Here is a 24,008-nt window from a genome sequence, read left to right on the forward strand (position 1 = left end):
CCGCATGGCCGCGCATCGTGATCCACCAGCCCACATGACCCATCGAGCGACCACCGGGGTTCGACGACCCAGCGCCTCCTTCACCTCCGAGCTATTCGTCCAGTCCGGAAACGCGCTGGACTCGCCGGTGTCCTCCCGCCGACCCTCCGTGCAGGAGCCGCCCCGGCCGCTGTCGCCGGCCGCCGCAGCCTTGCAGTCCACCTTGGGGGCCGTCGAACGGACCGGGCCGCTTGCGCCCCCGAACTGGCGGCTGAGCCCCTGGCCCGAGACTCTGCGGGCGCTCCCGCCGGCAGCGGCGCTGACCAAGTTCGCTCTGGTGGCCGCCGGGGCCGACTGGGCCGCCGGCTGCAGCCGCACCATGCCGGCGATGGCCGTGGCCGCGGGCTTCAGTGGCGCCGCTTCGCTGATCAGCCTCGCCCGCGTCGTATGCGGCCACACCGAGCAGCAGCGTGCCCGGCAGATGGGTATCGGCTTCATCGCCGACGGCATCAGCCTGGCGGCGCTGCTCATCGTCATCGGCCGGACCCAGATGGATATCGCCTGTGGTGCGGAGGACCCCAGCGAGATCGCCGTGTCTTCGGCCGCGATGCTGGGGGCGGCGCTCACGCTGGCCCAGGGCCTGTGCTGTTGCCTTTTCCAGCTGAAGGCGCCCCTGCGGCAGGAGGCGTCCATCGAAGTCGTGGAAGATGTCCCGGCCGTCGCACGCCCGGCGGACGGCCCGCCGCCTGGACCGGCCGCCGGATGGATCTGATCCCCGCCACCACCCGGCGGCGCCACTCGCAGGCCGGATCACAGCGCCTGGCGGACGGCGTGGCCACCGTGGCCCGCGGCATGGCTTCGTCGAGCCGCCCCTGCCGCCGGATGGAGAGCCCCACCGCCGGTTCAGAGGTTGGGCGCGAGCAGCCGCTCCAGCACCGCCTTGTCCGCCCCACGCCGGCGGGCCTGGTCTTCCAACTGGTCTTGGCCGATCGGGCCGACGTTGAAATACACGCTGTCCGGGTGGCTCAGATAGAAGCCGCTCACGCTGGCCGCCGGCATCATGGCCAGGCTCTCGGTCAGCTCCATCCCCACCTCGTGCGCCTGTAGCAGGTCGAACATGTCGCGCTTGACGCTGTGGTCCGGGCACGCCGGGTAGCCGGGTGCGGGGCGGATGCCGGCGTAGCGCTCCGCGATCAGGTCTTCCAACGACAGCGCCTCTTGCGGCGCATAGCCCCACAGGTCCTTGCGCACCCGCTCGTGCAGGCACTCGGCGAACGCCTCGGCCAGGCGGTCGGCCAGGGCCTTGAGCATGATGGCCGAGTAGTCGTCGAGGTCGTCCAGGAAGTAGCGCTCCTTCTTGTCCACGCCGATGCCGGCGGTGACCGCGAACATGCCCACGTAGTCGGGTGCCACGCCACGCGGCGCCACGAAGTCGGCCAGGCAGCGGCTGGGGCGGGTGACGCCGTCCACGACCGGCTTCTCGGCCTGCTGGCGCAGGCCCCACCAGGTCATGGCCACGTGTTCGCGCGATTCGTCCGTGTAAAGCGCGATGTCGTCATCGTCGACGCTGTTGGCGGGCCAGAAGCCCATCACGGCCTGGGCGGTGAGCCACCGGCCTTCGACCAGCCGCTTGAGCATGCGTTGGCCATCCGAGAACACCCGCACCGCCTCGCTGCCCACCACCTCGTCCTTGAGGATGGCCGGGAAGGGGCCGGCCAGGTCCCAGGTCTGGAAGAACGGTCCCCAGTCGATGTAGCGCGCGAGCTCGCCCAGGTCGAAGTTGCGGAACACGCGGCGGCCCAGGAACTTGGGCCGGGGCGGCTGGTAGCCGGCCCAGGCGATCGGGGTCTTGTTGGCCCGCGCCTGCGCCAGCGGCCACAGCGGCGTGCGCTTCTTGCTGGCGTGCAGCCGGCGCACGTTGTCGTAGTCGGCGTTGACCTCGTCGATGTAGCGCGCCGCCTGGTCCGACAGCAGGTTCTGCGCGACGCTCACGCTGCGCGAGGCGTCGGGCACGTAGACCACGGGCCCCTCATAGTGCGGCGCAATCTTGACTGCCGTGTGCACCCGGCTGGTGGTGGCGCCGCCGATCAGCAGCGGAATCTTGCGCAGGCGGAAGTGGTCGTCCTTCTGCATTTCGCTGGCCACCACCTGCATCTCCTCGAGCGAGGGCGTGATCAGGCCCGACAGGCCCACGATGTCCGCGCCCTCGACCTTCGCCCGCGCCAGGATCTCGTGGCAGGGGACCATCACCCCCATGTTCACCACCTCGAAGTTGTTGCACTGCAGGACCACGGTGACGATGTTCTTGCCGATGTCGTGCACGTCGCCTTTCACAGTGGCGATGACGATCTTGCCCTTGGCCCGCACGTCCTCGCCGGCGGCCTCCTGCGCCAGCTTCTCCTGCTCGATGTAGGGGATCAGGTGCGCCACCGCCTGCTTCATCACGCGGGCCGACTTCACGACCTGGGGCAGGAACATCTTGCCCTGGCCGAACAGGTCGCCCACGATGTTCATGCCGTCCATCAGCGGCCCTTCGATCACATGCAGCGGCCGGCCGCCGCGTGCGAGCACCGCCTGCCAGGCCTCTTCGGTGTCGGCCACGATGTGGTCGGTGATGCCGTGCACCAGCGCATGCGACAGCCGCTGCTCCACCGGTGCGTTGCGCCACTCGTTGCGGCGGCTGTCGTCGCGCGCCGCGCCCTTGGCCGCCTCGGCCACCTCGATCAGGCGTTCGCCGGCGTCCGGGCGTCGATTGAGCACCACGTCCTCGACCCGTTCGCGCAGCACGGGGTCGAGATCGTCGTAGACACCGACCATGCCGGCGTTGACGATGCCCATGTCGAGACCGGCGCGGATGGCGTGGTAGAGAAACACCGTGTGGATCGCCTCGCGCACGGGGTCGTTGCCGCGGAACGAGAAACTCACGTTGGACACGCCGCCCGAGACCTTGGCGCCCGGCAGGTTCTGCTTGATCCAGCGCACCGCTTCGATGAAGTCGACCGCGTAGTTGTCGTGCTCCTCGATGCCGGTGGCGATGGCGAAGATGTTGGGGTCGAAGATGATGTCTTCGGGCGCGAAGCCCACCCGGTCCACCAGGATGCGGTAGGCCCGCGCGCAGATCTCGGTCTTGCGGGCAAAGGTGTCGGCCTGGCCCTGCTCGTCGAACGCCATCACGACGGCTGCCGCGCCATAGCGGCGCACCAGGCGGGCCTGCCGGCAGAAGGCCTGTTCGCCCTCTTTCAGGCTGATGGAGTTGACGATGCCCTTGCCCTGCAGGCAGCGCAGCCCGGCCTCGATCACCTCCCACTTGGAGCTGTCGACCATCACCGGCACGCGGGCGATGTCGGGTTCGCTGGCGATCAGGTTCAAGAAGCGCACCATGGCCGCCTGGCTGTCCAGCATGGCCTCGTCCATGTTCACGTCAATGACCTGGGCGCCGTTCTCGACCTGCTGCCGCGCCACGGCCAGGGCCTCTTCGAACTGGCCATTGAGGATCAGCTTGGCGAAGGCGCGCGAACCGGTGACGTTGGTGCGCTCGCCGATGTTCACGAAGAGGCTGCCGGCGCCGATGGATAGCGGCTCGAGCCCGGCTAGCCGAAGCGGGGGAATGGAGGATGGATTCGGATCTTGCATGGTCACCTGCCTGAAAGCCGGGTGCGGTGCCCGGAATGATGCGAGGTGAGCGCCGTTGCGGATGCTGCCCTCAAGCCTGACGCTGGCTGTGTGTGGGGCCGGCGCTGCAACGCTCCTTGAGGAACCCGAATTCTACTGGCCGGTTTGCGCCGCCCTCGCGTGCCGCAGCCCGGCTGGGGCAAACTGAGCAGCTGGAGACAATAGCTCCCCGACATGAACCTTCTGTCCAGCCTTCTGCGAGCGCCCGACGCCGTGCCGGCGGCGCCCCCACGCGCCGCGCGCAGCGGCTTGGTCAGCGTCTGGCTGCTGGTCGGCGGGCTGGCCCTGACGGCGGGCGGTGTCCTGAGCGCCGTCTCGGCCCTTCGTGCCGAGACCCAGGCGCGTTTCGATGCCCAGGTCGATCGCTTCCGCATGGGGCTCGACCGGCGCGTCTCGACGGCCGAGCAGATCCTGGTGGAAACGCGTGCCGCTTTCCAGCTCGCGGAGGACATGACCGGCCAGGAGTTCGTCGACTACATGCGCCTGCGGGGGCTCGATCCTTATTTCCCCGGCGTACGCAGCTACGGGATCATCGAGGCCACCGGCGATCCGTCGACGCCGCCGCGGTTGCGGGTCACCCATTACTTCGAGGCCGGCGCGGCCCGCGCCCCCAGCTGGCAGCTGGATTCCGATGCGCCGCGCCAGCAGGCGCTCCAGCAGGCCATGCGGACCGGGCTGTTGACCCTCAGCGGTCCGGTGCGCCCCGCCGGCGCGGACGGGACGGGCTGGATGCTGCTGATTCCCATCATCGGACAGGATCCGGTGGCGCGCCTGTTTTTCGTGGACCTGGACATCGGGGACGTCCTGGGCGGCCTGGCCCGGGCGACCGGTGCCGGGCTGCACCTGCGACTTTTCGATGGTCCCGGTGATCAGCCCGGACAGCTGCTGTTCGACAGCCGGCCGGGTGGGCGGGTGGAACAGGGCCAGCCGCGCAGCCGCTTTTCCATGGAACAGCCGCTCATGGTCGTCGACCGGCGGCTGACCCTGAAGGTGACGAGCACCCCCGAGTTGCACCTGGCGCCAGGCTTGGCCTTGCCCTGGGTGATCGGGGTGGCCGGCGCGCTGCTCAGTGCCTTGCTGGCCTTGGCCGCCTACCTGCTGATGTCGGCGCGCGATCGCGCCGGACGCATGGCGGCCGAAATGACCGCCGATCTCCAGCGGATGGCCCGCGCCGTCGAGCGCACCTCCAGCGCCGTCTATGGGCTGGACCTGGACGGCCGGGTCACCTGGGCCAATGCCGGCTTCGAGCGGCTCACCGGGCTGGACGCCGACGAGTGCATCGGCCGGCTGGCGGTGGACCTGCCGGAAGTGGCCGGGGCCGACGCGCACTCCCGCCGCATCCTGGCCGCGGCCATCGCGCAGCGCGAATCGCGCCGGCTCGAGCTGCGCAACCAGATGCGGGAGGGCGTGCGCTTCTGGACCGACACCGAGCTGCAGCCCACGCGCGACAGCGACGGGCAGATCAACGGCTTCATCTGCATCGCCTCCGACATCACCCGGCGCAAGCTCGCCGAGTTGCGGCTGCGCGAGAGCGAGCACCTGATGCGCGTGATCGCCGACAACCTCCCGGCGCGCGTGTCCTACTGGGACCACGAACGGCGCTGCCGTTTCGTCAACCGGCGGTTCTGCGACGCCTTCGGCCGCACGCCCGAGGAACTGCAGGGGCAGGAGCTGTCGGCCGACATCTTCGGCGCGGTCCACTACGAGCGGCTGCTGCCGCTGGTCGAGCGGGTGCTGCAAGGGCAGGCGCAGTACGACGAGGTCGCCACGCGCGATGCGTCGGGGCGGTTCAGCGCCTGGCAGCTGCACTACATCCCCGACGTCGACGAGGGCCAGGTGCGCGGCTTCTTCGAGCTGGCCCTGGACGTGACCGAGCTGCGCCGGGCCCGCGACCTGGCGCTGCAGGCGAGCCAGGCCAAGAGCCGCTTCCTCTCCAGCATGAGCCACGAGATCCGCACCCCGCTCAACGCCGTGCTGGGCATGCTGGCGCTGCTGCGCACCACGCCGATGGACAGCCGCCAGAGCGAGTATGCGGACAAGGCCAACCGCGCGGCCCGCTCCCTGCTCACGCTGCTCAACGACATCCTCGACCTGGCCAAGATCGAGGCCGGCAAGATGAGCCTGGCGCCGCGCCCGTTCTCGGTGGACGAGTTGCTGCGCGACCTGTCCGTGATCTACGCCGGCAGTGTGGGCACCAAGGAGCTGGAGCTGCTGTTCGAGGTCGATCCGCTGCTGCCGCCACGCTGGGTGGCCGATGACCTGCGGCTGCGGCAGGTGCTGATCAACCTGGGCGGCAACGCGATCAAGTTCACCGAAAAGGGCGAGGTGGTGCTGAGCCTTCGGCTGGTGGAGCGCTGCGATGACCTGGTGCGTGTCGAGGTGGCGGTCCGCGACACCGGCATCGGCATCGCGCCGCAGGAGCGCGAGCGCATCTTCAACGAATTCGACCAGGCCAACGAGTCCACGGCGCGCGAGTTCGGGGGCAGCGGCCTGGGCTTGGGCATCTGCAAGAAGCTCCTCGGCCTCATGGGCAGCGAACTGCGGCTCGACAGCGAGCCGGGCCAGGGCAGCCGCTTCTGGTTCGAGCTGGTGCTGCCCGTGGCGGCGGCCGAGGCGCCGCCCGTCACCTGGGGCGAGCGCCGCGTCCTGATCGTCGACGACAACCCCGAGGCGCGCGAAAGCCTGGGCGTCATGGCCGCCAGCCTGGGTTGGCGCTGCGATCTCGCGGCGGATGCCCACGAGGCGCTCGAGCACATCGCCCACGCCGGCCTGGAGGAGCCCTACGACGCGGTCTTCATCGACTGGCGCATGCCCGACCTGGATGGATGGCAGGCCAGCCAACGCATTCGCCGGCTTCCGGCGGCTGCCCGGGCGCCGCTGATCATCATGGTGACGGCCAACGGTCGCGAGATGCTGGACCAGCGCCCACCGGAGGAACAGGCGCTGCTGGACGGGTTTCTGGTCAAGCCGGTGACGGCCAGCATGCTGCGCGATGCCCTGGCGCCACCGGGGCCGCCGGCCGCGGCGCCGCCGCCGCCCGGCGCGCCGGAACGGCCGCTCGCCGGGCTGCGCCTGCTGCTGGTCGAGGACAACCCCACCAACCAGCAAGTGGCCAGTGAGCTGCTGGCGCGCCAGGGTGCGTGGGTCACCGTGGCCTCGGACGGACGCGAGGGCCTGGCGTTGATCCGCGACCAGGCCGAGGCCTTCGACGCCGTGCTGATGGACGTGCTGATGCCCGAGATGGACGGCCATGCCGCGACGCGGGCCGTACGCGAGCAGCTGGGCAACTGGCGCCTGCCGATCATCGCCATGACTGCCAACGCGATGGAGAGCGACCGGCTCGAATGCCTGGCAGCGGGCATGAACGACCACGTGGGCAAGCCCTTCGACATCCACGAGCTGGTCGACACGCTGCTGCGCCACGTGCGACCGTCCGCAGGCGTGGCGGCGCCGGTCGCGGCCGCCGACGGCGTGGCGGTCGGAGCCGACGATCGGGTCAGCGTGCTGGACCGCCTGGGCGCCGTGGGTCGCCTGGGCGGAGACGATGCCCTGTACGCGCGCCTGGTGCCCAGCTTCGCCGAGAGCCTGGCCGGCATCGCCGCTCGGCTGCCCACGCTGCTGCACAGCGTGCCCCAGGCAGAGGCGACACGGCTGCTGCACACGCTCAAGGGATCGGCCGCGACCATGGGCGCCGACCAGCTGGCGGCGGCGGCAGCACGGGCCGAGAAGCTGCTGTCGCAGGACCTGACGCGAAGCGGGGACGCGGACGAGGCCTTGCGCGCGGTGGCCGAGGCCATCGAGCAGGCGCTTGCGGCGCTCGGCACGGTCCGCGCGACGCAGCCCGGCTGAAGCGCGTCAGGCGTTCAGCCGGCCTCGGGCTGGGGCAGCCCGTTTCGCAGGGCCCGCCCCGGCAGCGGCGCCATCGCGTCACGAATGGCGGTGATGTGGTCCGGCGTGGTGCCGCAGCAGCCGCCCACCAGGTTGATCAGGCCCTCGGCGGCGAACTCCCGCAGCAGCCGGGCGGTGACCTCGGGCGTCTCGTCGAAGCCGGTTTCGCTCATGGGGTTGGGCAGTCCGGCGTTGGGATAGCAGCTGATGTAGGTGTCCTCGGCCACGCGCGACAGCTCCTGGATGTACGGCCGCATCAGGGCCGCGCCCAGCGCGCAGTTCAGGCCCACCGCCAGCGGCTGCGCGTGGCGCACGCTGTACCAGAACGCCTGGACGGTCTGGCCACTGAGGATGCGACCGGAGGCGTCGGTCACGGTGCCGCTGATCACCAGCGGCAGGCGTTCGCCGGACTGCTCGAGATACTCGTCGATCGCGAACAGGGCGGCCTTGGCATTGAGCGTGTCGAAGATGGTCTCGACCAGCAGCAGGTCGACGCCGCCTTCGACCAGCGCCTGCACCTGCTCGAAGTAGGCCGCGCGCAGCTGCTCGAAATCGACGTTGCGGGCGCCGGGGTCGTTCACGTCCGGGCTGATCGAGGCGGTGCGCGGCGTCGGGCCGAGGGCGCCGGCCACGAAGCGGGGCTTGCCGGGCGCCGAAAAGCGGTCGGCCGCCTCGCGTGCGATGCGCGCCGATGCCAGGTTGAGCTCGCGCGCCAGCGGGCCCAGTGCGTAGTCGTCCTGGGCGATGGAGGTGGCGCCGAAGGTGTTGGTCTCGATGATGTCGGCGCCGGCCGCCAGGAAGGCCTGGTGGATGTCGCGGATGACGTCGGGGCGCGTGAGGCTCAGCAGCTCGCCGTTGTTGCGCACGTCCTTGCCGTGCTCCCGGAACCGCTCGCCCCGCACCTGGGCTTCGGACAGCCGCAAGCGCTGGATCATGGTCCCCATGGCGCCATCGATCACCACGATGCGTTCGGACAGCAGCTGCGGCAGGGCCTGGCCGCGGGTGTAGGCGGGAAGTTGCATCGGGCGATTGTAGGAAGCCGGGGGTGGGGGCCGCTTGCGTGGACAATCGCTGGCATCTTGCGCCCTCCCCATCCGACCCCTGTTTCCGTCCTGCGCGAGGTCTTCGGCTATGAGCAGTTCCGGGGCCCGCAGGCCGATATCGTCGAGCACGTGACCGCCGGCGGCGACGCCCTGGTGCTCATGCCCACTGGCGGCGGCAAGTCGCTGTGCTACCAGATCCCCGCCATCGTCCGCCATCGCGGCGGCCAGGGCGTGACCGTGGTGGTGTCGCCGCTGATCGCCCTCATGCACGACCAGGTCGGCGCGCTGCACGAAGCCGGGGTCGAGGCCGCGTTCCTCAACTCGACGCTGAACGCCAGCGAGGCCGCGGAGGTCGAGAAGCGCATGCTGCGCGGCGAGCTGACCCTGCTGTACGCGGCACCCGAGCGGGTGACCACGCCGCGCTTCCTGGCGCAGCTCGATTCCTTGTGCGAGCGCGGCCTGCTGGCCCTGTTCGCGATCGACGAGGCGCACTGCGTGAGCCAGTGGGGACACGACTTCCGCCCCGAGTACCGCGCGCTGGCGGTCCTGCACGAGCGCTATCCGTCGGTGCCGCGCATCGCCCTGACGGCGACCGCGGACGACCTGACCCGCCAGGACATCCTGGAGCGGCTGCAGCTGCAGGAGGCACGCCGGTTCGTCAGCAGCTTCGACCGCCCCAACATCGCCTACACGATCGTCGAAAAGACCAACCCCACCCAGCAGCTGCTGCGCTTCATCCGCACCGAGCACGCGGGCGAGGCCGGGGTGGTGTACTGCCAGTCGCGCAAGCGGGTCGAAGAGGTGGCGCAGGCGCTGGTGCACGAAGGCATCGCCGCGCTGCCCTATCACGCGGGGCTGGACGCCGGCATCCGCCAGCAGCACCAGGACCGCTTCCTGCGCGAGGAAGGCCTGGTGATGGTCGCCACCATCGCCTTCGGCATGGGCATCGACAAGCCCGACGTGCGCTTCGTCGCCCATTTGGACATGCCCAAGAACATCGAGGGCTACTACCAGGAGACCGGACGCGCCGGGCGCGACGGCCTGCCCGCCGACGCGTGGATGGCCTACGGGCTGCAGGACGTGGTGAACCAGCGCCGCATGATCGACGAGAGCCCGGCGGGCGAAGCCTTCAAGCAGGCCCTGCGCGGCAAGCTCGACGCGCTGCTGGCGCTGGCCGAAGCCACCGACTGCCGCCGCGTGCGCCTGCTGGCCTACTTCGGCGAGGCCAGTCGGCCCTGCGGCAACTGCGACAACTGCTTGTCGCCACCCCAGGTCTGGGACGGCACCGACGCTGCCCGCAAGCTCCTGTCCACCCTGTACCGGGTCCAGCAGATGAGCGGCTTGTCTTTCGGCGCCGGGCACGTCATGGACATCCTGCGCGGCAAGCCGACCGACAAGGTCAGGCAATTCGGTCACGAGCGCCTGAGCACGTTCGGGATCGGCGCCGAATTCACCGAGGCGCAACTGCGCGGGCTGCTGCGGCAACTGATCGCGATCGGTGCGGTGGCGGTGGACGCCGAGGCCTTCAACACCCTGCGCCTGACCGACGGCTCACGCGCGGTGCTGCGCGGCGAGGTGCCGGTGCAACTGCGCCAGGCCATCGCGCAGGCCGTGCCGCGCCGCCGCTCGGGCGATGCGCGGGCGCGGGCCGACAGCGTGCAGGCCGGGCTCACGCTCGGCGGGCGTGAACGCTTCGAAGCGCTCAAGGCCTGGCGCGGCGAGGTGGCCCGCGCGCACAACCTGCCGGCCTATGTGATCTTCCACGACGCCACGCTGGCGGCCATCGCGGCGCAAGACCCGCGCAGCCTCGACGACCTGCGCGGCATCAGCGGGCTGGGGACGAAGAAGCTCGAGGCGTATGGGGACGAGGTGTTGCGGGTGGTGGCGACGGCGCGCTGAGCCGGGGCCACCCGCCGAGGGGGCTCAGGCCTCCCGGTAGAACGGCTCGACCTGGCCCTTGAGCTTGATCAGCAGCGGCTGGCCGCGCCGGTCGAGTGTCTTGCCGGCGGGCACCTTGATCCAGCCTTCGCTCACGCAGTATTCCTCGACGTCGTGGCGCTCCTTGCCGTTGAAGCGGATGCCGATGTCGTGCTCGAACACGGCGGCCACATGGTGCGGGCTGCGAGGGTTGGCGCTGAGGTGGTCGGGAAGCTCGGGACGGGTGGTCGGCGTCGGTTCGGTCATCGCGAGATTGTCCACGAGACGACTAGCGGAACCCGATCGGGCGGGCCTCGCGGACCTCGGGCTTGATGCGGTGCTCGGCTTCGAGCTGCTCGAGAAACTCCTCGGGGCTGAAGTCGGCCGCGAGGATCACGATCTGGCGCTTGACCGCGGCGAAATCACCCGGGCACAGCTGCTCCAGGTTGGCGAGCCGCGCCGTCATTTCAGGCGTGAGGCGCCCAGAATCGCCCGCGAGTGCCTCGGTGACGAACATCCGCTCGCGCTGCGGCGCCGTCAGCGGCTTGAACTTGATCTTGAAGGTGAAGCGCCGCAGCGCTGCCTGGTCCAGGCGGTCGAGCAGGTTGGTGGTGCAGATGAACACGCCCGAGAACCGCTCCATGCCTTGCAGCATCTCGTTGACCTCGGTCACCTCGTAGGTGCGCTGGGCCCCGCGCCGGTCCTGCAGGAAGCTGTCCGCCTCGTCGAGCAGCAGCACGCCTTTCTCGGCCTCGGCTTCGCGGAACATGGCCGCCATGTTCTGCTCGGTCTCGCCGACGAACTTGCTCATGAGGTCGCTGGCCTGCCGGATCATCAGCGGTCGCTGCAGGTGCTGCGCGATGTACTCGGCCAGCGCGGTCTTGCCCGTACCCGGCGCGCCGTAAAAGCACAGCGAGCCATGGCCGCTCGCCTTCAGGGCCGACACGATGCGCGGCACCTCGAAGCGAGTCTCGACGTGGAGCATGTCCAGGTCGTAGTGCGTCACGCTGCGGCGCTCGCCGGCGCCCGAGGCGCGCAGGCCCAGGGCCTGGTCGGCGTTGCGCAGCTGGCGTTCGATCAACGTTTCGACGCCCGCCGCCTCGGTGTGCGCCAGCCCGGCAAAGCGAACGGCGGTGCGGATCTGCGCCGGGGTCAGGCCCTTGCGCTCGGTGAGCTTGGCCACGAACTCGTCGGACACCGCCACGCCTTCCAGGGTCTTGCGCACCAGCTGCTCACGTGCACCGGGCGGAGGCGATTTCAACTCGAGGTGATAGGCGAATCGCCGCCGGAACGCCGGGTCGATCTGCTCGATCCGGTTGGTGACCCAGATGGTGGGCACCGCATTGGTCTCCAGGATCTGGTTGACCCAGGCCTTGCCGCTGACGCTGTGGTTGGACGGCGCCACCACCTGCTCGGCCCGCGCCATCAGCTGCGCGGCCTCCGAGCTGATCGGCGGGAACACGTCTTCGACTTCGTCGAACAGCAACGCTGCCTGCGCGCTGCCCTTGAGGAACACCTGCGCGATCTGCAGCGACCGGTAGCGATCCCGGCCGGATAGCGAGTTGCCGTCCCGGTCGGCGTACTCCACCTCGAACAACTCCAGGCCGGCGGCCTGCGCCGCCACCTTGGCCAGCTCGGTCTTGCCGGTGCCCGGCGGGCCGTACAGCAGCACATTCACCCCCGGCTCCTTGCGCGCCACGGCCGCGCGCAGCAGCGCACAGAGCACCTGGGCATCGTCCTGCACGAAGGCGAAATCGTGCAGGCCCAGCGAGCTCTTGCTGGAAGGGCGGGTGAACACCGCCATCAGCTCGGCCTGGTCGCGGTATTCGCGCATCAGCACCGGCGGCAGCTTCTCGCTGACCTTCATCAGGTCGGCCAAGTCGGTGATGTTGTGCTCGGAGATCAGGTTCTCCACCAGGCCGATGCGCTCCAGGCGCGAGCCGGCCCGCAAGGCCTCGCCCACGTCGTTGGGCGGCACGCCGGCGATCTCGGCGATGGCGGCGTATGCCTCGGGTGCGTTGTTGACCTTGAACTCCACCAGGATGCTGCGCAGGTCACGCTGGTAGCGTGCCAGCGTGCCGTAGAGCAGCAGCGCGCGCTCGGCCCGGTTCAGCTGGAGCAGCCCGGACAGCGCGTCGATGTTCTTTTCGACCAGCGTGCTTTGCTTCTTGAGCGCGTGCGTGAGCCAGTCGCAGGTGACGCTGAGCACGGACAGCAGATCCTTCGGCTGGTCCTTGGCGTACTCGTCCAGATAGAAGAAGAGGGTGCCCTCTTCGTACGGGCCGCGCCAGATGCCGTGACGCTCGAGGAACTCGCGCGCGGAGAGCCGTTCGTGGTCGCGCCAGAACTCGTTGTCCTTGCAGCGGCGGGCCAGGAACTCGCGCAGCCGGGCCAGCGTGGAGACCGGCCAGGCGATGTGGCGGCCAGCGAGCGACAGCAGCCCGTTCAGGTCGCGCCGCACGTTGAACTTGCCACCCTGCTTGGCGGCCAGGGTCAGCACGAAATGCGAGCACATCATGTCCAGCACCGGGGCGTCTTTCAGCCCCGGCGAGGGTAGGACCTGCACCTCAGAACGCTTGACCATGTGGGATGCCTCCGGCAACCAACGCCGCTGGCGACGGTGCGGGCCATGCTACATGGATTGCGCGGCGCCGGGGAACCCGCCGCGCTGGTGGGGTGAGGCGCAGAATCGCAGCCCATGATCGAGCTGGCCGACATCCGCCGCGCGGCCGAACGCCTGCGCGGCCACATCCTGGACACCCCTTGCGTGGAGTCGCGCACGCTGTCCGAACTGACCGGCTGCCAGATCTGGCTGAAGTTCGAGAACCTGCAGTTCACCGCGTCGTTCAAGGAACGCGGGGCCTGCAACAAGCTGGCCACGCTCGCCGAGGCGCCGGACCCGCCGGCCGGGGTGATCGCCATGAGCGCCGGCAATCACGCGCAGGGCGTGGCCTACCACGCGCAACGGCTGGGCTTTCGCGCCGTCATCGTCATGCCGCGCTTCACCCCGGGGGTGAAGGTGGAGCGCACCCGCGGCTTCGGTGCCGAGGTCGTGCTGCACGGCGACACGCTGGACGAGGCCCGCGCGCATGCGCTGGGCCTGGCGCAGGACCAGGGGCTGGCCTTCGTGCATCCCTACGACGACGACGCGGTCATCGCCGGCCAGGGGACCGTGGCCCTGGAGATGTTCCAGGCGGTGCCGGACCTGCAGACCGTGGTGGTGTCGGTGGGCGGCGGCGGCCTGATCGGCGGCATGGCGGCGGCCCTGAAGGCGCTGAGCCCAACGATCGAGGTGATCGGCGTCCAGGCGCTGCGCTTTCCCACCATGTACAACGCGGTCAAGCACACCCACCTGCCGGTCGGCCAGAGCTCGATCGCCGAAGGCATCGCGGTGGGCACGCCTGGCGAGCGCACACGACGCCTGGTCGAGCGTTGGGTGGACGACATCGAGCTGGTGGACGAAGGTGACATCGAGCAGGCGATCGTCATGCTGCTGGAGATCGAGAAGACGCTGGTGGAAGGCGCCGGCGCGGCCGGGCTGGCGGCGCTGCTCAAGCATCCGGAACGCTTTCGGGGCCGCAAGGTGGGGTTGGTGCTGTGCGGCGGCAACATCGATCCCTTGCTGCTGGCAGCCATCATCGAGCGCGGCATGGTGCGGGCCGGCCGGCTGGCCCGCGTCAGGGTGAGCGCCCGGGACGTTCCCGGATCGCTCGCACGCATCACGGCCACCGTCGCGAGCGCCGGCGCCAACATCACCGAAGTGCATCACCAGCGGGCCTTCACCATGCTCGCGGCGCAGAACGTCGAGATCGAGCTGGTCATCCAGACCCGCAACCGCGCGCACATCGACGCGGTGCTGCAGGCCCTGCACCAGGATGGCTTCCAGGCCCAGCAGCTCTAAGGCCGGGCGGCCCGGTCGCGCCCATTAAAATCGCCGGTTTTGTCCGTCCGCCGATCCGACAACGAGGAACAACCATGTCCGAGCCTGCACCCCGCCACAGCCACGAGAGCCATGGCCACAGCCCCGCTGCCGCTGAGACGCACGAGCCGCACGACGCCGTCGAAGGCGTGATCCACGCGGTGCCCATCGTGCTGCCGATCGTCGGCGGCGTGCTGATGTTCCTGCTGGCCTGGATCGCCATCTACCTGGCCTGACCCGGGGGTCTGCCCCGCCCGGCCCACGGCTCATCCGTGGCACAGCCCGCGCCCTGCTCCCCGGCAGGCGCGGGCTTTTTTCTTGTGCGCTCAGCCCTGAGGTGGCATGCATAACCTCATGCAGGTTTTGCATGGAATTGCTTTTGCACGCAGTCCTGCCGAGTGGCCGCCTACCTAAAATCGAGGCCCCAGCCGACCCGCGGAGCGTCACCTGCCTGTCCGACGCCACCGTAGATAGCCCCGCCCGCCGACTGAACCGAGCCTGATCCCCAAAAGGTGCCGCTTCTTCGCCGGGAGCACGCTCCTTTTGGAAATCCGGTTTTCACTTCAGGAGCTTTGGAATGAACTCTCCCGTCATGCAGGGGCTGGGCCTCAACACCCCGTCCTGGGTGCGCAACGCCAAGTTGATCGCCTGGGTCGCTGACATGGTCGCCCTGTGCAAGCCCGATGCCATCCATTGGTGCGATGGCAGCCAGGCCGAATACGACCGCCTGTGCCAGCAACTGGTGGACGCCGGCACCCTCAAGCGGCTGGATCCGGCCAAGCGCCCCAACTCCTATCTCGCCTGGTCCGATCCGAGCGATGTCGCCCGCGTCGAAGACCGCACCTTCGTCTGCTCGCGCACGAAGGAAGACGCGGGCCCGACCAACAACTGGGTCGACCCCCACGAAATGCGCAGCAAGCTGCAGCCGCTGTTCGACGGTTGCATGCGCGGGCGCACGATGTACGTGGTGCCGTTCTCCATGGGACCGCTGGGCTCGCGCATCGCGCACATCGGCGTCGAACTCTCCGACAGCCCCTACGTCGCGGTGAACATGCGCCTCATGACGCGCATGGGCAAGGCCGTCCACGAAGTGCTGGGCGTCGACGGTGAATTCGTGCCCTGCGTGCACACGGTCGGCGCACCGCTGCAGCCCGGCGAGCAGGATGTGTCCTGGCCTTGCAACAAGACCAAGTACATCGTCCATTACCCCGAAACGCGCGAGATCTGGTCGTATGGCTCCGGTTATGGCGGCAACGCCCTGCTCGGAAAGAAGTGCCTTGCGCTGCGCCTCGCCTCGTCCATGGGCCGTGACGAGGGCTGGCTGGCCGAGCACATGCTCATCCTGGGCGTGACCAGCCCCGAAGGCCGCAAGTACCACGTGGCGGCCGCCTTCCCCAGCGCCTGCGGCAAGACCAACTTCGCCATGCTGATCCCGCCCAAGGGCTTCGACGGTTGGAAGGTCACGACCGTCGGCGACGACATCGCCTGGATCAAGCCGGGTTCGGACGGGCGCCTGTATGCCATCAACCCCGAGGCGGGCTACTTCGGCGTGGCCCCGGGCACCAACTTCGAGACCAACCCGAACTGCATGGCCAGCCTCGGCCGTGACGTGATCTTCACCAACGTGGCGCTCACCGACGACGGCGACGTGTGGTGGGAGGGCATGGGCCCGGCTCCGGCGCATGCGCTCGACTGGCAAGGCAAGGACTGGACCCCGGCCATCGCCAAGGAAACCGGCGCCAAGGCGGCCCATCCCAATGCCCGCTTCACGGTCGCTGCGACCAACAACCCGGCGCTGGACGAGGCCTGGGACGACCCGCGCGGCGTGCCGATCGACGCCTTCATCTTCGGCGGCCGCCGCTCCACCACCGTGCCGCTGGTGACCGAGGCGCGCGACTGGGTCGAAGGGGTCTACATGGCGGCCACCATGGGGTCCGAAACCACGGCCGCGGCCTTCGGCCAGCAGGGTGTGGTGCGGCGCGATCCCTTCGCCATGCTGCCCTTCGCCGGCTACAACATGTCCGACTACTTCCAGCATTGGCTGAACCTCGGCAAGAAGCTGCAGGCCAGCGGCGCTCGCCTGCCGCGCATCTACACGACCAACTGGTTCCGCAAGGGCGCCGACGGCAAGTTCGTCTGGCCCGGCTATGGCGAGAACATGCGCGTGCTCAAGTGGATGATCGACCGCATCGAAGGCAAGGCGCAGGGCAACGACCACGTATTCGGCGTCAGCCCGGCCTACGAGGAGTTGAACTGGACGGGCCTGGACTTCAGCCGTGAGCAGTTCAAGACGGTCACCGACATCGACAAGGCCGCCTGGCAAGCTGAACTGGCGCTGCACACCGAACTGTTCGAGCAGCTGGCCTACCACCTGCCATCCGAGTTGACGGCCACCAAGGCCCGGATCGAGGAGCGCCTGGCGGCCTGATCGCATCGCCAGGAAGCCAACGAAAAAGCCACCTTCAAGGTGGCTTTTTCTTCTCTTGCACTCAGCGCGCGGCGCTCGTTCGCTTGCGGCGAGCGGCGCGCTGCTGGGCCTTGCGATGCGACCAGGCGTCCAGCCGCGCCAGCAGGGGGCGCGGCAGACGGCGCAACAACCCACGCAGCAACCACCCTGGCAGAGCCAGCCATGCAATCACCATGGCCGCTTGCTCAGTGGCCGACGCGAGCCTGGGCGTCCATGGCGCGGCTGATGTCGGCCATCACGCGGGCGTCGGTCATCGCCAGCTCCAGCGTCTGGCGGTCTTCCTGAGCTTGCGCCTGCTCGGCGCGCCAACGCGCAACGGCCGAGCTGGCAGCGCGACGGGCCCGCTTGGTCGGGGCCGCGAACAGCGCCAGCGCACCGAAGGCGATCAGCCACATCAGGATCCAGGCCGCCAGCAGGTGACCGTCGGTCCAGGTGTCCACGACATGATTCGCCAGGACCAGGGCAGCGGCGACCATGGCCGTGAGCGCCAGGCTGCCGTGCGCGGCGCCGCGCCAGGCGCGGTTGAAGAAGGTGTAGGCGTTACCGAGGCGGACGAGGCCGGGGTGCTCGGCGGGGTAATCGACTTGTACAAAACTCGACATGTGGCTTTCCTCTCTTGAAGCGCCAACGGCGGGTGCCGGTGCGCATGGACGGGATATTAGGGTTGCCCCTGATATTCTCAAACTTTAGATTGGTGATGAATTCCATTCACGCGACATATGGATCTCAACTTTCGCACCCTTGACCTGAACCTGCTGCGGGTCTTCGACCAAGTGATGGCCGAGCGCAACCTGACCCGCGCGGCACGGAATCTGTCCATGACGCAACCGGCGGTCAGCAACGCGCTGACCCGGCTGCGCGACTTCCTGGGCGACCGCCTGGTGGTGCGCAGCGGGTACGGGGTGGAGCCCACGCCGAGGGCGTTGGCGCTGTGGCCGGCGGTCAGCGATGCCTTGCGCCAGCTGGAGAACAGCATCGCCCCGGGTGAGTTCGTGCCGGCCGAGGCGAACAACACCTTCCTGCTGGCGATGGCCGACGCGACCGCGGCCGAGCTCATGCCCGGACTGGTCGAGATCATGGAGCGCGATGCGCCCGGCATTTCCATGCGGGTGCTGCCCTTGACCACGCGCGATCCGCGGCGCCTGCTCGACGAGAGGCATCTCGACCTGGCCGTGGGCTACTTCCGTGCGGTGCTGGCAGACCTCACGGCCCAGGCGCAGGCGGGCACCATCGCCGCCTTCGAGCACCAGCGGCTGTACGCCGGCCAGTACGTGTGCGTCATGCGCCGCGACCATCCCCTGGCCACGGCCGAGCTCTCGCTGGACGCCTACTGCCAGGCCCACCACCTGCTGGTGAGCTTCTCGGGCCGTCCGTACGGCTTCATCGACGAGGCGCTGGCAGCCCTGAACCGCAAGCGCCGCATCGTGCTGACCGTCAACCAGTTCTTCACCGCCGGCCAGGTCGTCGCACGCTCGGACCTGCTCACCGTGCTGCCACTGCACTTCCTGCGGGTGACCGGCAGCATCCAGGAGCTGACCTGGCGCGACCTGCCTTTCGAGGTGCCGCGCGTGCACGTCGATTCGCTGTGGCACCGGCGCATGAGCGCCCGCGCGGACCATCGCTGGCTGCGCCAGGCGGTGTCGGACGCGGCGGCACGGGGCCTGGCGATGCTGGGCGACACGCTGGAGCGGCCACGCGCCCCGACAATCGCGCCGTGAAAATCCAGCTTCTGTCCGATCTCCACCTGGAGGCTCATCCGCAGTTCCAAGCCCGCCCGGCTCCCGGGGCCGAGTTGCTGGTGCTGGCCGGGGACATCGGGTCCTACCAGCCGGGCAGCGGCTTGACCGGGGACGACTTCGGCCTCGAGCGCTTTTCGCCCCGGCATGGCTGGCCGACGCCGGTGCTGTTCGTGCCCGGAAACCATGAGTACGACAGCCTCGATTTCGACGAGACCCACCAGCGCCTGCGCGACACCTGCGACCGCTTGGGGATCGATTGGCTGGAGCGCGAGGTCCTCGTGCACCAGGGCATTCGCTTCGTCGGCACCACCTTGTGGACGGACTTCGAAGCGCTCACCGGGCCGCTGCCGCCAGAAGCCCGCGAGAAGGCCCGGGCCAAGGCCATGCGGGCGGCCAATTTCTACCTGCAGCGCTACAGCGGCACCTACCGGGGACAGCCGCTGCTGGCCGATGCCTGGCGTGACCTTGGGCTGCAGTGCCAGGCCTGGCTGCGCGACGCACTGGCCCGGTCGTTCGACGGCACCACGGTGGTGGTGACGCATTTCGCGCCCAGCCTGCGCAGCGCCGACCCCCGCTACGGGCTCACGCCCGGCACAGCGGCGTTCTGCAACTCCCTGGATGAGCTGTTCCCGCACGCCGACCTCTGGCTGCATGGCCACCTGCACTGCCCGCACGATTACGTGGTGCAGGGCTGTCGCGTGGTCGCCAACACGCTGGGCTATGCCAGCAAGGGGGAGCAGGACGGATTCCGGGAGCAGTGGGTCATCGACACGGCCCGGCTGTCCAGCGGCGTCGAGGCCTGAGCGCCACAGAGCCAGAGCGCCGGGAGACCGTGCTAGCCTCGGTGGCCCTGACTGTTGGAGGTATCCCATGAAAATATTGCTTGCCGCCGACGGCAGCGAATACACCCAGAAGATGGTCGAGTACGTGGTCAACCAGCGCACGCTGTTCGACCCCTCGCACGAATACACCGTCTTCAACGCCCAGATCCCGTTGCCCAATCACGCCGCCTCGGTCGTGGGCAGCCAGGCCACGCATGACTACTACGCCGAGGAAGGCGCGAAGGTCATCGACCCGGTGGTGGAGCGCCTCACCACGGCGGGCCTGCGCGCCTCCGGTACCTACAAGCCCGGCTCCATCGGCGAGACCATCGCCGAGTTCGCGGAAAAGGGCGGCTACGACCTGATCATCATGGGCTCGCACGGCCACGGCGCGCTCGGTCGGCTGGTGATGGGTTCGGTGGCCAATCGCGTGCTGGCCCACTGCACGGTGCCCGTGCTGCTGGTGAGATAGTCCCCCCCGAAGCGCCTTCGGCGCCGCCCCCCTGGGGGGCGCCACTCGGCGGCCCGGCAAAGCCGGTTCCGCGGTGGCACTGGAGCGGCCTACCGCTTTGTGTTGGCACTTGCGTCAGGACAACGCTTTTCGTGCCGGGGTGCTCGCTCGGTGCGCCTAATGCAAAAGACGCGGCAGAGCCAGGAAGTTGAGCACGGCGGCGTCGAAGTCGTCGGGTGCTTCGAGGTTCTGCAGGTGGCCGATGCCGCGCATCTCGTAGTAGGTGCTGCTGGCGATGCGTTGGCCCATCTGTTTCATGACCCGCGGCGGTGCGTGCCGGTCCTGCTCACCAGCGACCAGCAAGGTCGGTACATGGATGAGATCCAAGCTGGCGCCGCGGTCGAAGTTCGCCAGCGCCTGCAGTGCGCGGCGAAAGGTCGAGGGATGAACCTGGCTCATCGCATGCTGGGCCAGCCGCACGCCTTCGGGCAATGAACTGGGGCCCACCATCTGCGGCACCAGCATCTGCGCCACGTCGCCCATGCTGCCGCCATGATCGAGCGCGGTCGCGGGATGTTGCACCAGCTGGGCATTGAAGCCGGCAGAGGATGCGCTGGTGCCACACAGCACCAGCCGATCCACCAGCTCGGGCCTGCGCGCCACCACCTCCTGCGCGACCATCCCGCCCATGTCGTGGCCGATCAGCGTGACGCCGCGGCATTGCAAGGCCTGGATGAGCGCGATGCAGCGCTCGGCCAGCCCCTTGAACGTGTACGGCTCGATCGGCGGGCTCACGCCGTAGCCGGGCATGTCCCAGGCCACGGCCCGGTAGCCGGCGATGGCCAGCGACTCGACCTGCGGCGCGAACGCCAGGTGCGTGGCGGCTATTCCGTGCAGCATCAGCACGGTATGGCCGGCGCCCAGCGTCGTGAAGGTAGGCAAGCTCATGGAGTCCCCCCGCAGTCCTCTGCTTCGGGGCATACTACATGAAATTTCATGCAAGTCAGCCCTGCCATGAGTCCCTCCCGCCGCGCCCAGACGCCCTCGTTCTCGGCTCACGAATTCCGGGCGGCGCTGGGCACGTTCGCCACCGGCGTGACCATCGTCACCACGCGCACGCCCGATGGGCTGCCCATCGGCTTGACGGCCAACTCGTTCAACTCGGTATCGCTCGATCCGCCCCTGGTGCTCTGGAGCCTCTCGCAGGCCGCGGCTTCCCTGGCTGCGTTCCGGGCCGGGTCGCACTACGCCATCAACGTCCTGGCGGCCGACCAGAAGCCGCTGGCCGAACGCTTCGCCGCCAAAGGAGCGGACCGCTGGAGCGGCGTGCAGTCGGTCCCCGGCGCGGGCGGCGCGCCGTTGATCGTGGGCGCCGCCGCCACCTTCGAATGCTTCAACCGCAGCCGCTACGACGAAGGCGACCACGTCATCTTCGTTGGCGAAGTCGAGCGCTGCACCTGGCGCGAAGGCGCGGCCCCGCTGTTGTTCCACGGCGGGCGTTTCTTCACTGAACTTCCGCTGTAGTGGCGGGCATGGGGGGTGTCCATGGCGGAGCGATTCGTCGATAACTACCTGGGCCACCTGCTCGGGCAGGCCCACCATGCGCTGTACCGCGACTTCGACGAGCACGTGCGCGCTGCCGGGCTGAGCTCGATCGAGTGGCGCGTATTGGCCGCCCTTCATGACGGCGAGGCGCTCACCGTCGGCCAGCTCGCACGCGAGGTGATGTCCAAGCAACCCACCGTCACCAAGCTCGTGCAACGCATGGCCGAGCAGGGCTGGGTGCTGCTGCGCGCGGACCCCGATGACCAGCGATGCACGCGCGTCGCGGTCACCGCCGCCGGGCGGCGCGTGGTCAGACCCCTGGTAGAGGAAGCGCGCCTGCACGAAGCGCGCATCCTGCGTGCGCTGGGCGCCGGCGAGACCCGCGTGTTGCGCCGGCTGCTTTCGCGGCTCGCCGCGCTGTAGCCACCCGGCTCAAGCCGTGCGAAGGCCCTGCGCATGGAAGCGCAGGTGCTCCTCCATGAAGGTCGAGATGAAGTAGTAGCCGTGGTCGTAGCCCGCGTGGCGTCGCAGCTGCAAGGGCTGCCCCACCTGGTTGCAGGCCTGCTCGAGGCGCTCGGGCAGCAACTGCTGGTCACCGAGGAATTTGTCGGCCAGTCCCTGGTCCACCAGGATCCCACCGGGGTAGGGCGCAGCCGACTGGCGTGCCATCAGCTCGCTCGCATCGTGCGCCGCCCAGGCCGCGCGGTCTTCGCCCAGATAGCCACTGAAGGCCTTGATGCCCCAGGGGCAGGCGCTGGGTGCGCTGATCGGCGCGAACGCCGACAGCGTGCGGAACAAGCCGGGGTGCCGCAGCGCCAGCGTCAGCGCCCCATGACCACCCATCGAATGGCCGAAGATCCCGATTCGCGAACGGTCCACCGGCAATTCGCGCGTGACCAGCTCCACCAGCTCGTCGCAGATCCAGCTCTCCATGCGGTAGTGCGTGCGCCACGCGGGCTGAGTCGCGTCCAGGTAGAAGCCGGCCCCCACGCCGAAATCCCAATGGTCTGATTCCCCCGGCACCCCCGCGCCACGCGGACTGGTATCCGGCGCCACCAGCACCAGCCCCAGCTCCGCCGCCACCCGCTGCGCGCCCGCCTTGGCCATGAACGTCTCCTCGGTGCAGGTCAGACCCGCCAGGTAGAACAGCGCCGGCAACGGCCGCCCCTCGGCCACCTGCGGCGGCAGGAACACCGAAAACCGCATCGGCAACCCGATCACCCGCGAGTCATGCCGCATGAAGCGCACCGTGCCCCCAAAGCAGCGGTGCTCGCTCAAGACTTCCATCTCAATCCTCCAGAACGAAGCAGCGGCAAGACAGGGCGGCGCGCAGCGCCAGGCCCTTCCAGTGCCGCCGCGGAACCGGCTTCGCCGGGCCGCTGGCGGCGCCCCCTGGGGGGAGGCGGCCGACAGGCCGCTTCGGGGGGGTCAATACACCACCACGCTGCGAATCGACTCACCCCGCTTCATCAGGTCGAATCCTTCGTTGATCCGTTCCAGCGGCAGCTTGTGCGTGATGAGGTCATCGATGTTGATCTTGCCGTCCATGTACCAGTCGACGATGCGTGGCACGTCGGTGCGGCCGCGGGCGCCGCCGAAGGCCGAGCCTTTCCACTGGCGACCGGTCACCAGCTGGAAGGGCCGGGTGCTGATCTCCTTGCCCGCCTCGGCCACGCCGATGATCACGCTCTGGCCCCAGCCCTTGTGCGTGCACTCCAGCGCCTGCCGCATGACCTGCGTGTTGCCGATGCACTCGAAGCTGTAGTCGGCGCCGCCATCGGTCAGTTGCACCACGGCATCGACCACGTTCTCCACCTCCCTGGGGTTGATGAAGTGCGTCATGCCGAACTGGCGCGCCATCGCCTCGCGCGCCGGGTTCAGGTCGATGCCGATGATCTTGTCGGCGCCCACCATCTTGGCACCCTGGATCACGTTCAGGCCGATGCCGCCCAGGCCGAACACCGCCACGTTGGCGCCGGCCTCCACCTTGGCGGTGAAGATCACCGCGCCGATGCCGGTGGTGACGCCACACCCGATGTAGCAGACCATCTCGAAAGGCGCGTCGGGCCGGATCTTGGCCAGCGCGATCTCGGGCGCCACGGTGTAGTTGCTGAAGGTGCTGGTGCCCATGTAGTGCAGCAGGGGCTTGCCGTCCAGGCTGAAACGGCTGCTGCCGTCGGGCATCAGGCCCTTGCCCTGCGTGGTGCGGATGGCCTGGCACAGGTTGGTCTTGCGCGACAGGCAGAACTTGCACTGCCGGCACTCGGGCGTGTACAGGGGAATGACGTGGTCGCCCTTCTTCAGCGTGGTCACGCCGGGCCCCACGTCGACCACGATGCCGGCACCCTCGTGCCCGAGGATGGCGGGGAACAGGCCTTCGGGATCGGCACCCGAGAGCGTGTAGTAGTCGGTGTGGCAGATGCCGGTGGCCTTGATCTCGACCAGCACTTCGCCCGCGCGTGGGCCTTCGAGGTCGACGGTTTCGATGGTCAGGGGTTCGCCTGCCTTCCAGGCGACGGCGGCTCGGGTCTTCATGGGTGTGGCCTCTTCGGGTTGCTTCGGGAAAA

The 24,008-nt window shown here is 69.1% G+C and carries 19 protein-coding genes and 1 riboswitch; of the genes, 11 read left to right on the plus strand and 8 right to left on the minus strand.

Annotation, left to right across the window (positions count from 1 at the left end):
- The first annotated feature begins 34 nt into the window (after positions 1–34).
- Positions 35–751, plus strand: coding sequence for a hypothetical protein (locus JI739_RS13235; RefSeq protein ID WP_201684386.1), 717 nt, complete (start codon positions 35–37; stop codon positions 749–751).
- A 131-nt stretch (positions 752–882) separates the two neighbouring features.
- Here JI739_RS13235 and metH read toward each other — a convergent pair whose 3' ends face one another.
- A complete protein-coding gene (gene metH / locus JI739_RS13240; protein WP_201684387.1) occupies positions 883–3,612 on the minus strand; it encodes a methionine synthase in 2,730 nt (909 codons plus the stop codon).
- A 40-nt stretch (positions 3,613–3,652) separates the two neighbouring features.
- Positions 3,653–3,736: riboswitch (S-adenosyl-L-homocysteine riboswitch) on the minus strand.
- 89 nt (positions 3,737–3,825) lie between these two features.
- On the opposite strand from metH, the gene JI739_RS13245 reads away from it, so the two are divergent.
- Positions 3,826–7,500: a response regulator gene (locus JI739_RS13245; RefSeq protein WP_201684388.1), complete on the plus strand. Its 3,675-nt coding sequence runs from the start codon at positions 3,826–3,828 to the stop codon at positions 7,498–7,500.
- A gap of 14 nt (positions 7,501–7,514) precedes the next feature.
- Here JI739_RS13245 and JI739_RS13250 read toward each other — a convergent pair whose 3' ends face one another.
- Complete coding sequence (locus tag JI739_RS13250) at positions 7,515–8,561, minus strand: homocysteine S-methyltransferase family protein (RefSeq protein ID WP_201684389.1); 1,047 nt, start codon at positions 8,559–8,561, stop codon at positions 7,515–7,517.
- Between the two features lie 57 nt (positions 8,562–8,618).
- On the opposite strand from JI739_RS13250, the gene recQ reads away from it, so the two are divergent.
- Positions 8,619–10,481 carry a DNA helicase RecQ gene (gene recQ, locus JI739_RS13255; RefSeq protein ID WP_236589551.1) on the plus strand — a complete coding sequence of 621 codons (1,863 nt, stop codon included), beginning with the start codon at positions 8,619–8,621 and terminating at the stop codon, positions 10,479–10,481.
- 24 nt (positions 10,482–10,505) lie between these two features.
- Here the strand turns inward: recQ and JI739_RS13260 are convergent, their stop codons facing one another.
- A complete protein-coding gene (locus JI739_RS13260) occupies positions 10,506–10,766 on the minus strand; it encodes a DUF3297 family protein (protein ID WP_201684390.1) in 261 nt (86 codons plus the stop codon).
- 22 nt (positions 10,767–10,788) lie between these two features.
- Positions 10,789–13,083, minus strand: a complete 2,295-nt coding sequence (locus tag JI739_RS13265) for an ATP-binding protein (protein ID WP_201684391.1) — start codon at positions 13,081–13,083, stop codon at positions 10,789–10,791.
- A gap of 114 nt (positions 13,084–13,197) precedes the next feature.
- Here JI739_RS13265 and JI739_RS13270 point away from each other — a divergent pair, with 114 nt between their 5' ends.
- The 3 genes from JI739_RS13270 (at position 13,198) to JI739_RS13280 (ending at position 16,846) form a co-directional block, all read left to right on the plus strand.
- Positions 13,198–14,400 (plus strand): threonine ammonia-lyase, encoded by a 1,203-nt coding sequence (locus JI739_RS13270; protein ID WP_201684392.1) that lies wholly within the window; start codon positions 13,198–13,200, stop codon positions 14,398–14,400.
- Positions 14,401–14,474: 74 nt separating this feature from the next.
- Entirely contained in the window at positions 14,475–14,654 is a 180-nt protein-coding gene (locus JI739_RS13275; protein ID WP_201684393.1) for a hypothetical protein, read from the plus strand.
- Between the two features lie 341 nt (positions 14,655–14,995).
- Complete coding sequence (locus JI739_RS13280; protein ID WP_201684394.1) at positions 14,996–16,846, plus strand: phosphoenolpyruvate carboxykinase (GTP); 1,851 nt, start codon at positions 14,996–14,998, stop codon at positions 16,844–16,846.
- A gap of 224 nt (positions 16,847–17,070) precedes the next feature.
- Here JI739_RS13280 and JI739_RS13285 read toward each other — a convergent pair whose 3' ends face one another.
- Positions 17,071–17,487 carry a hypothetical protein gene (locus tag JI739_RS13285; protein ID WP_201684395.1) on the minus strand — a complete coding sequence of 139 codons (417 nt, stop codon included), beginning with the start codon at positions 17,485–17,487 and terminating at the stop codon, positions 17,071–17,073.
- A gap of 117 nt (positions 17,488–17,604) precedes the next feature.
- Between JI739_RS13285 and JI739_RS13290 the strand changes: the two genes are divergently transcribed.
- The 3 genes from JI739_RS13290 (at position 17,605) to JI739_RS13300 (ending at position 19,917) form a co-directional block, all read left to right on the plus strand.
- A complete protein-coding gene (locus JI739_RS13290) occupies positions 17,605–18,603 on the plus strand; it encodes a LysR family transcriptional regulator (protein ID WP_201684396.1) in 999 nt (332 codons plus the stop codon).
- Positions 18,600–19,427, plus strand: a complete 828-nt coding sequence (locus tag JI739_RS13295; RefSeq protein WP_201684397.1) for a metallophosphoesterase — start codon at positions 18,600–18,602, stop codon at positions 19,425–19,427. The genes JI739_RS13290 and JI739_RS13295 overlap by 4 nt, the downstream gene beginning before the upstream one ends.
- 67 nt (positions 19,428–19,494) lie before the next feature.
- The gene (locus tag JI739_RS13300) at positions 19,495–19,917 is read left to right on the plus strand and encodes a universal stress protein (RefSeq protein ID WP_201684398.1); all 423 of its coding nucleotides are present in this window, start codon (positions 19,495–19,497) and stop codon (positions 19,915–19,917) included.
- A gap of 156 nt (positions 19,918–20,073) precedes the next feature.
- Here JI739_RS13300 and JI739_RS13305 read toward each other — a convergent pair whose 3' ends face one another.
- On the minus strand, positions 20,074–20,844 hold the full coding sequence (locus JI739_RS13305; protein ID WP_201684399.1) for an alpha/beta fold hydrolase: 771 nt from the start codon (positions 20,842–20,844) through the stop codon (positions 20,074–20,076).
- Positions 20,845–20,910: 66 nt separating this feature from the next.
- On the opposite strand from JI739_RS13305, the gene JI739_RS13310 reads away from it, so the two are divergent.
- Both JI739_RS13310 and JI739_RS13315 read left to right on the plus strand, forming a co-directional pair.
- Positions 20,911–21,420, plus strand: a complete 510-nt coding sequence (locus JI739_RS13310) for a flavin reductase family protein (RefSeq protein WP_201684510.1) — start codon at positions 20,911–20,913, stop codon at positions 21,418–21,420.
- Positions 21,421–21,441: 21 nt separating this feature from the next.
- Positions 21,442–21,864 carry a MarR family winged helix-turn-helix transcriptional regulator gene (locus JI739_RS13315; RefSeq protein ID WP_236589553.1) on the plus strand — a complete coding sequence of 141 codons (423 nt, stop codon included), beginning with the start codon at positions 21,442–21,444 and terminating at the stop codon, positions 21,862–21,864.
- 9 nt (positions 21,865–21,873) lie between these two features.
- On the opposite strand, the gene fghA is transcribed toward JI739_RS13315, so the two are convergent.
- Positions 21,874–22,728, minus strand: a complete 855-nt coding sequence (fghA, locus tag JI739_RS13320; RefSeq protein WP_201684401.1) for an S-formylglutathione hydrolase — start codon at positions 22,726–22,728, stop codon at positions 21,874–21,876.
- Positions 22,729–22,869: 141 nt separating this feature from the next.
- Positions 22,870–23,976 carry an S-(hydroxymethyl)glutathione dehydrogenase/class III alcohol dehydrogenase gene (locus tag JI739_RS13325; protein ID WP_201684402.1) on the minus strand — a complete coding sequence of 369 codons (1,107 nt, stop codon included), beginning with the start codon at positions 23,974–23,976 and terminating at the stop codon, positions 22,870–22,872.
- Positions 23,977–24,008 lie beyond the last annotated feature (32 nt).

It is taken from the genome of Ramlibacter aurantiacus, assembly GCF_016722895.1.
In the GTDB taxonomy this organism is placed as follows: Bacteria; Pseudomonadota; Gammaproteobacteria; order Burkholderiales; family Burkholderiaceae_C; genus Ramlibacter; species Ramlibacter aurantiacus.

What these genes read in the sequence shown, in the direction of transcription:
- JI739_RS13310 (WP_201684510.1), top strand. Translation starts at nt 20,911, where the DNA reads ATGAGTCCCTCCCGCCGCGCCCAGACGCCCTCGTTCTCGGCTCACGAA.
- JI739_RS13285 (WP_201684395.1), bottom strand. Translation starts at nt 17,487, where the DNA reads ATGTCGAGTTTTGTACAAGTCGATTACCCCGCCGAGCACCCCGGCCTC.
- JI739_RS13280 (WP_201684394.1), top strand. Translation starts at nt 14,996, where the DNA reads ATGAACTCTCCCGTCATGCAGGGGCTGGGCCTCAACACCCCGTCCTGG.
- JI739_RS13275 (WP_201684393.1), top strand. Translation starts at nt 14,475, where the DNA reads ATGTCCGAGCCTGCACCCCGCCACAGCCACGAGAGCCATGGCCACAGC.
- JI739_RS13260 (WP_201684390.1), bottom strand. Translation starts at nt 10,766, where the DNA reads ATGACCGAACCGACGCCGACCACCCGTCCCGAGCTTCCCGACCACCTC.
- JI739_RS13325 (WP_201684402.1), bottom strand. Translation starts at nt 23,976, where the DNA reads ATGAAGACCCGAGCCGCCGTCGCCTGGAAGGCAGGCGAACCCCTGACC.
- JI739_RS13270 (WP_201684392.1), top strand. Translation starts at nt 13,198, where the DNA reads ATGATCGAGCTGGCCGACATCCGCCGCGCGGCCGAACGCCTGCGCGGC.
- JI739_RS13315 (WP_236589553.1), top strand. Translation starts at nt 21,442, where the DNA reads ATGGCGGAGCGATTCGTCGATAACTACCTGGGCCACCTGCTCGGGCAG.
- JI739_RS13245 (WP_201684388.1), top strand. Translation starts at nt 3,826, where the DNA reads ATGAACCTTCTGTCCAGCCTTCTGCGAGCGCCCGACGCCGTGCCGGCG.
- metH (WP_201684387.1), bottom strand. Translation starts at nt 3,612, where the DNA reads ATGCAAGATCCGAATCCATCCTCCATTCCCCCGCTTCGGCTAGCCGGG.
- JI739_RS13305 (WP_201684399.1), bottom strand. Translation starts at nt 20,844, where the DNA reads ATGAGCTTGCCTACCTTCACGACGCTGGGCGCCGGCCATACCGTGCTG.
- JI739_RS13265 (WP_201684391.1), bottom strand. Translation starts at nt 13,083, where the DNA reads ATGGTCAAGCGTTCTGAGGTGCAGGTCCTACCCTCGCCGGGGCTGAAA.
- JI739_RS13250 (WP_201684389.1), bottom strand. Translation starts at nt 8,561, where the DNA reads ATGCAACTTCCCGCCTACACCCGCGGCCAGGCCCTGCCGCAGCTGCTG.
- fghA (WP_201684401.1), bottom strand. Translation starts at nt 22,728, where the DNA reads ATGGAAGTCTTGAGCGAGCACCGCTGCTTTGGGGGCACGGTGCGCTTC.
- JI739_RS13290 (WP_201684396.1), top strand. Translation starts at nt 17,605, where the DNA reads ATGGATCTCAACTTTCGCACCCTTGACCTGAACCTGCTGCGGGTCTTC.
- JI739_RS13235 (WP_201684386.1), top strand. Translation starts at nt 35, where the DNA reads ATGACCCATCGAGCGACCACCGGGGTTCGACGACCCAGCGCCTCCTTC.
- JI739_RS13300 (WP_201684398.1), top strand. Translation starts at nt 19,495, where the DNA reads ATGAAAATATTGCTTGCCGCCGACGGCAGCGAATACACCCAGAAGATG.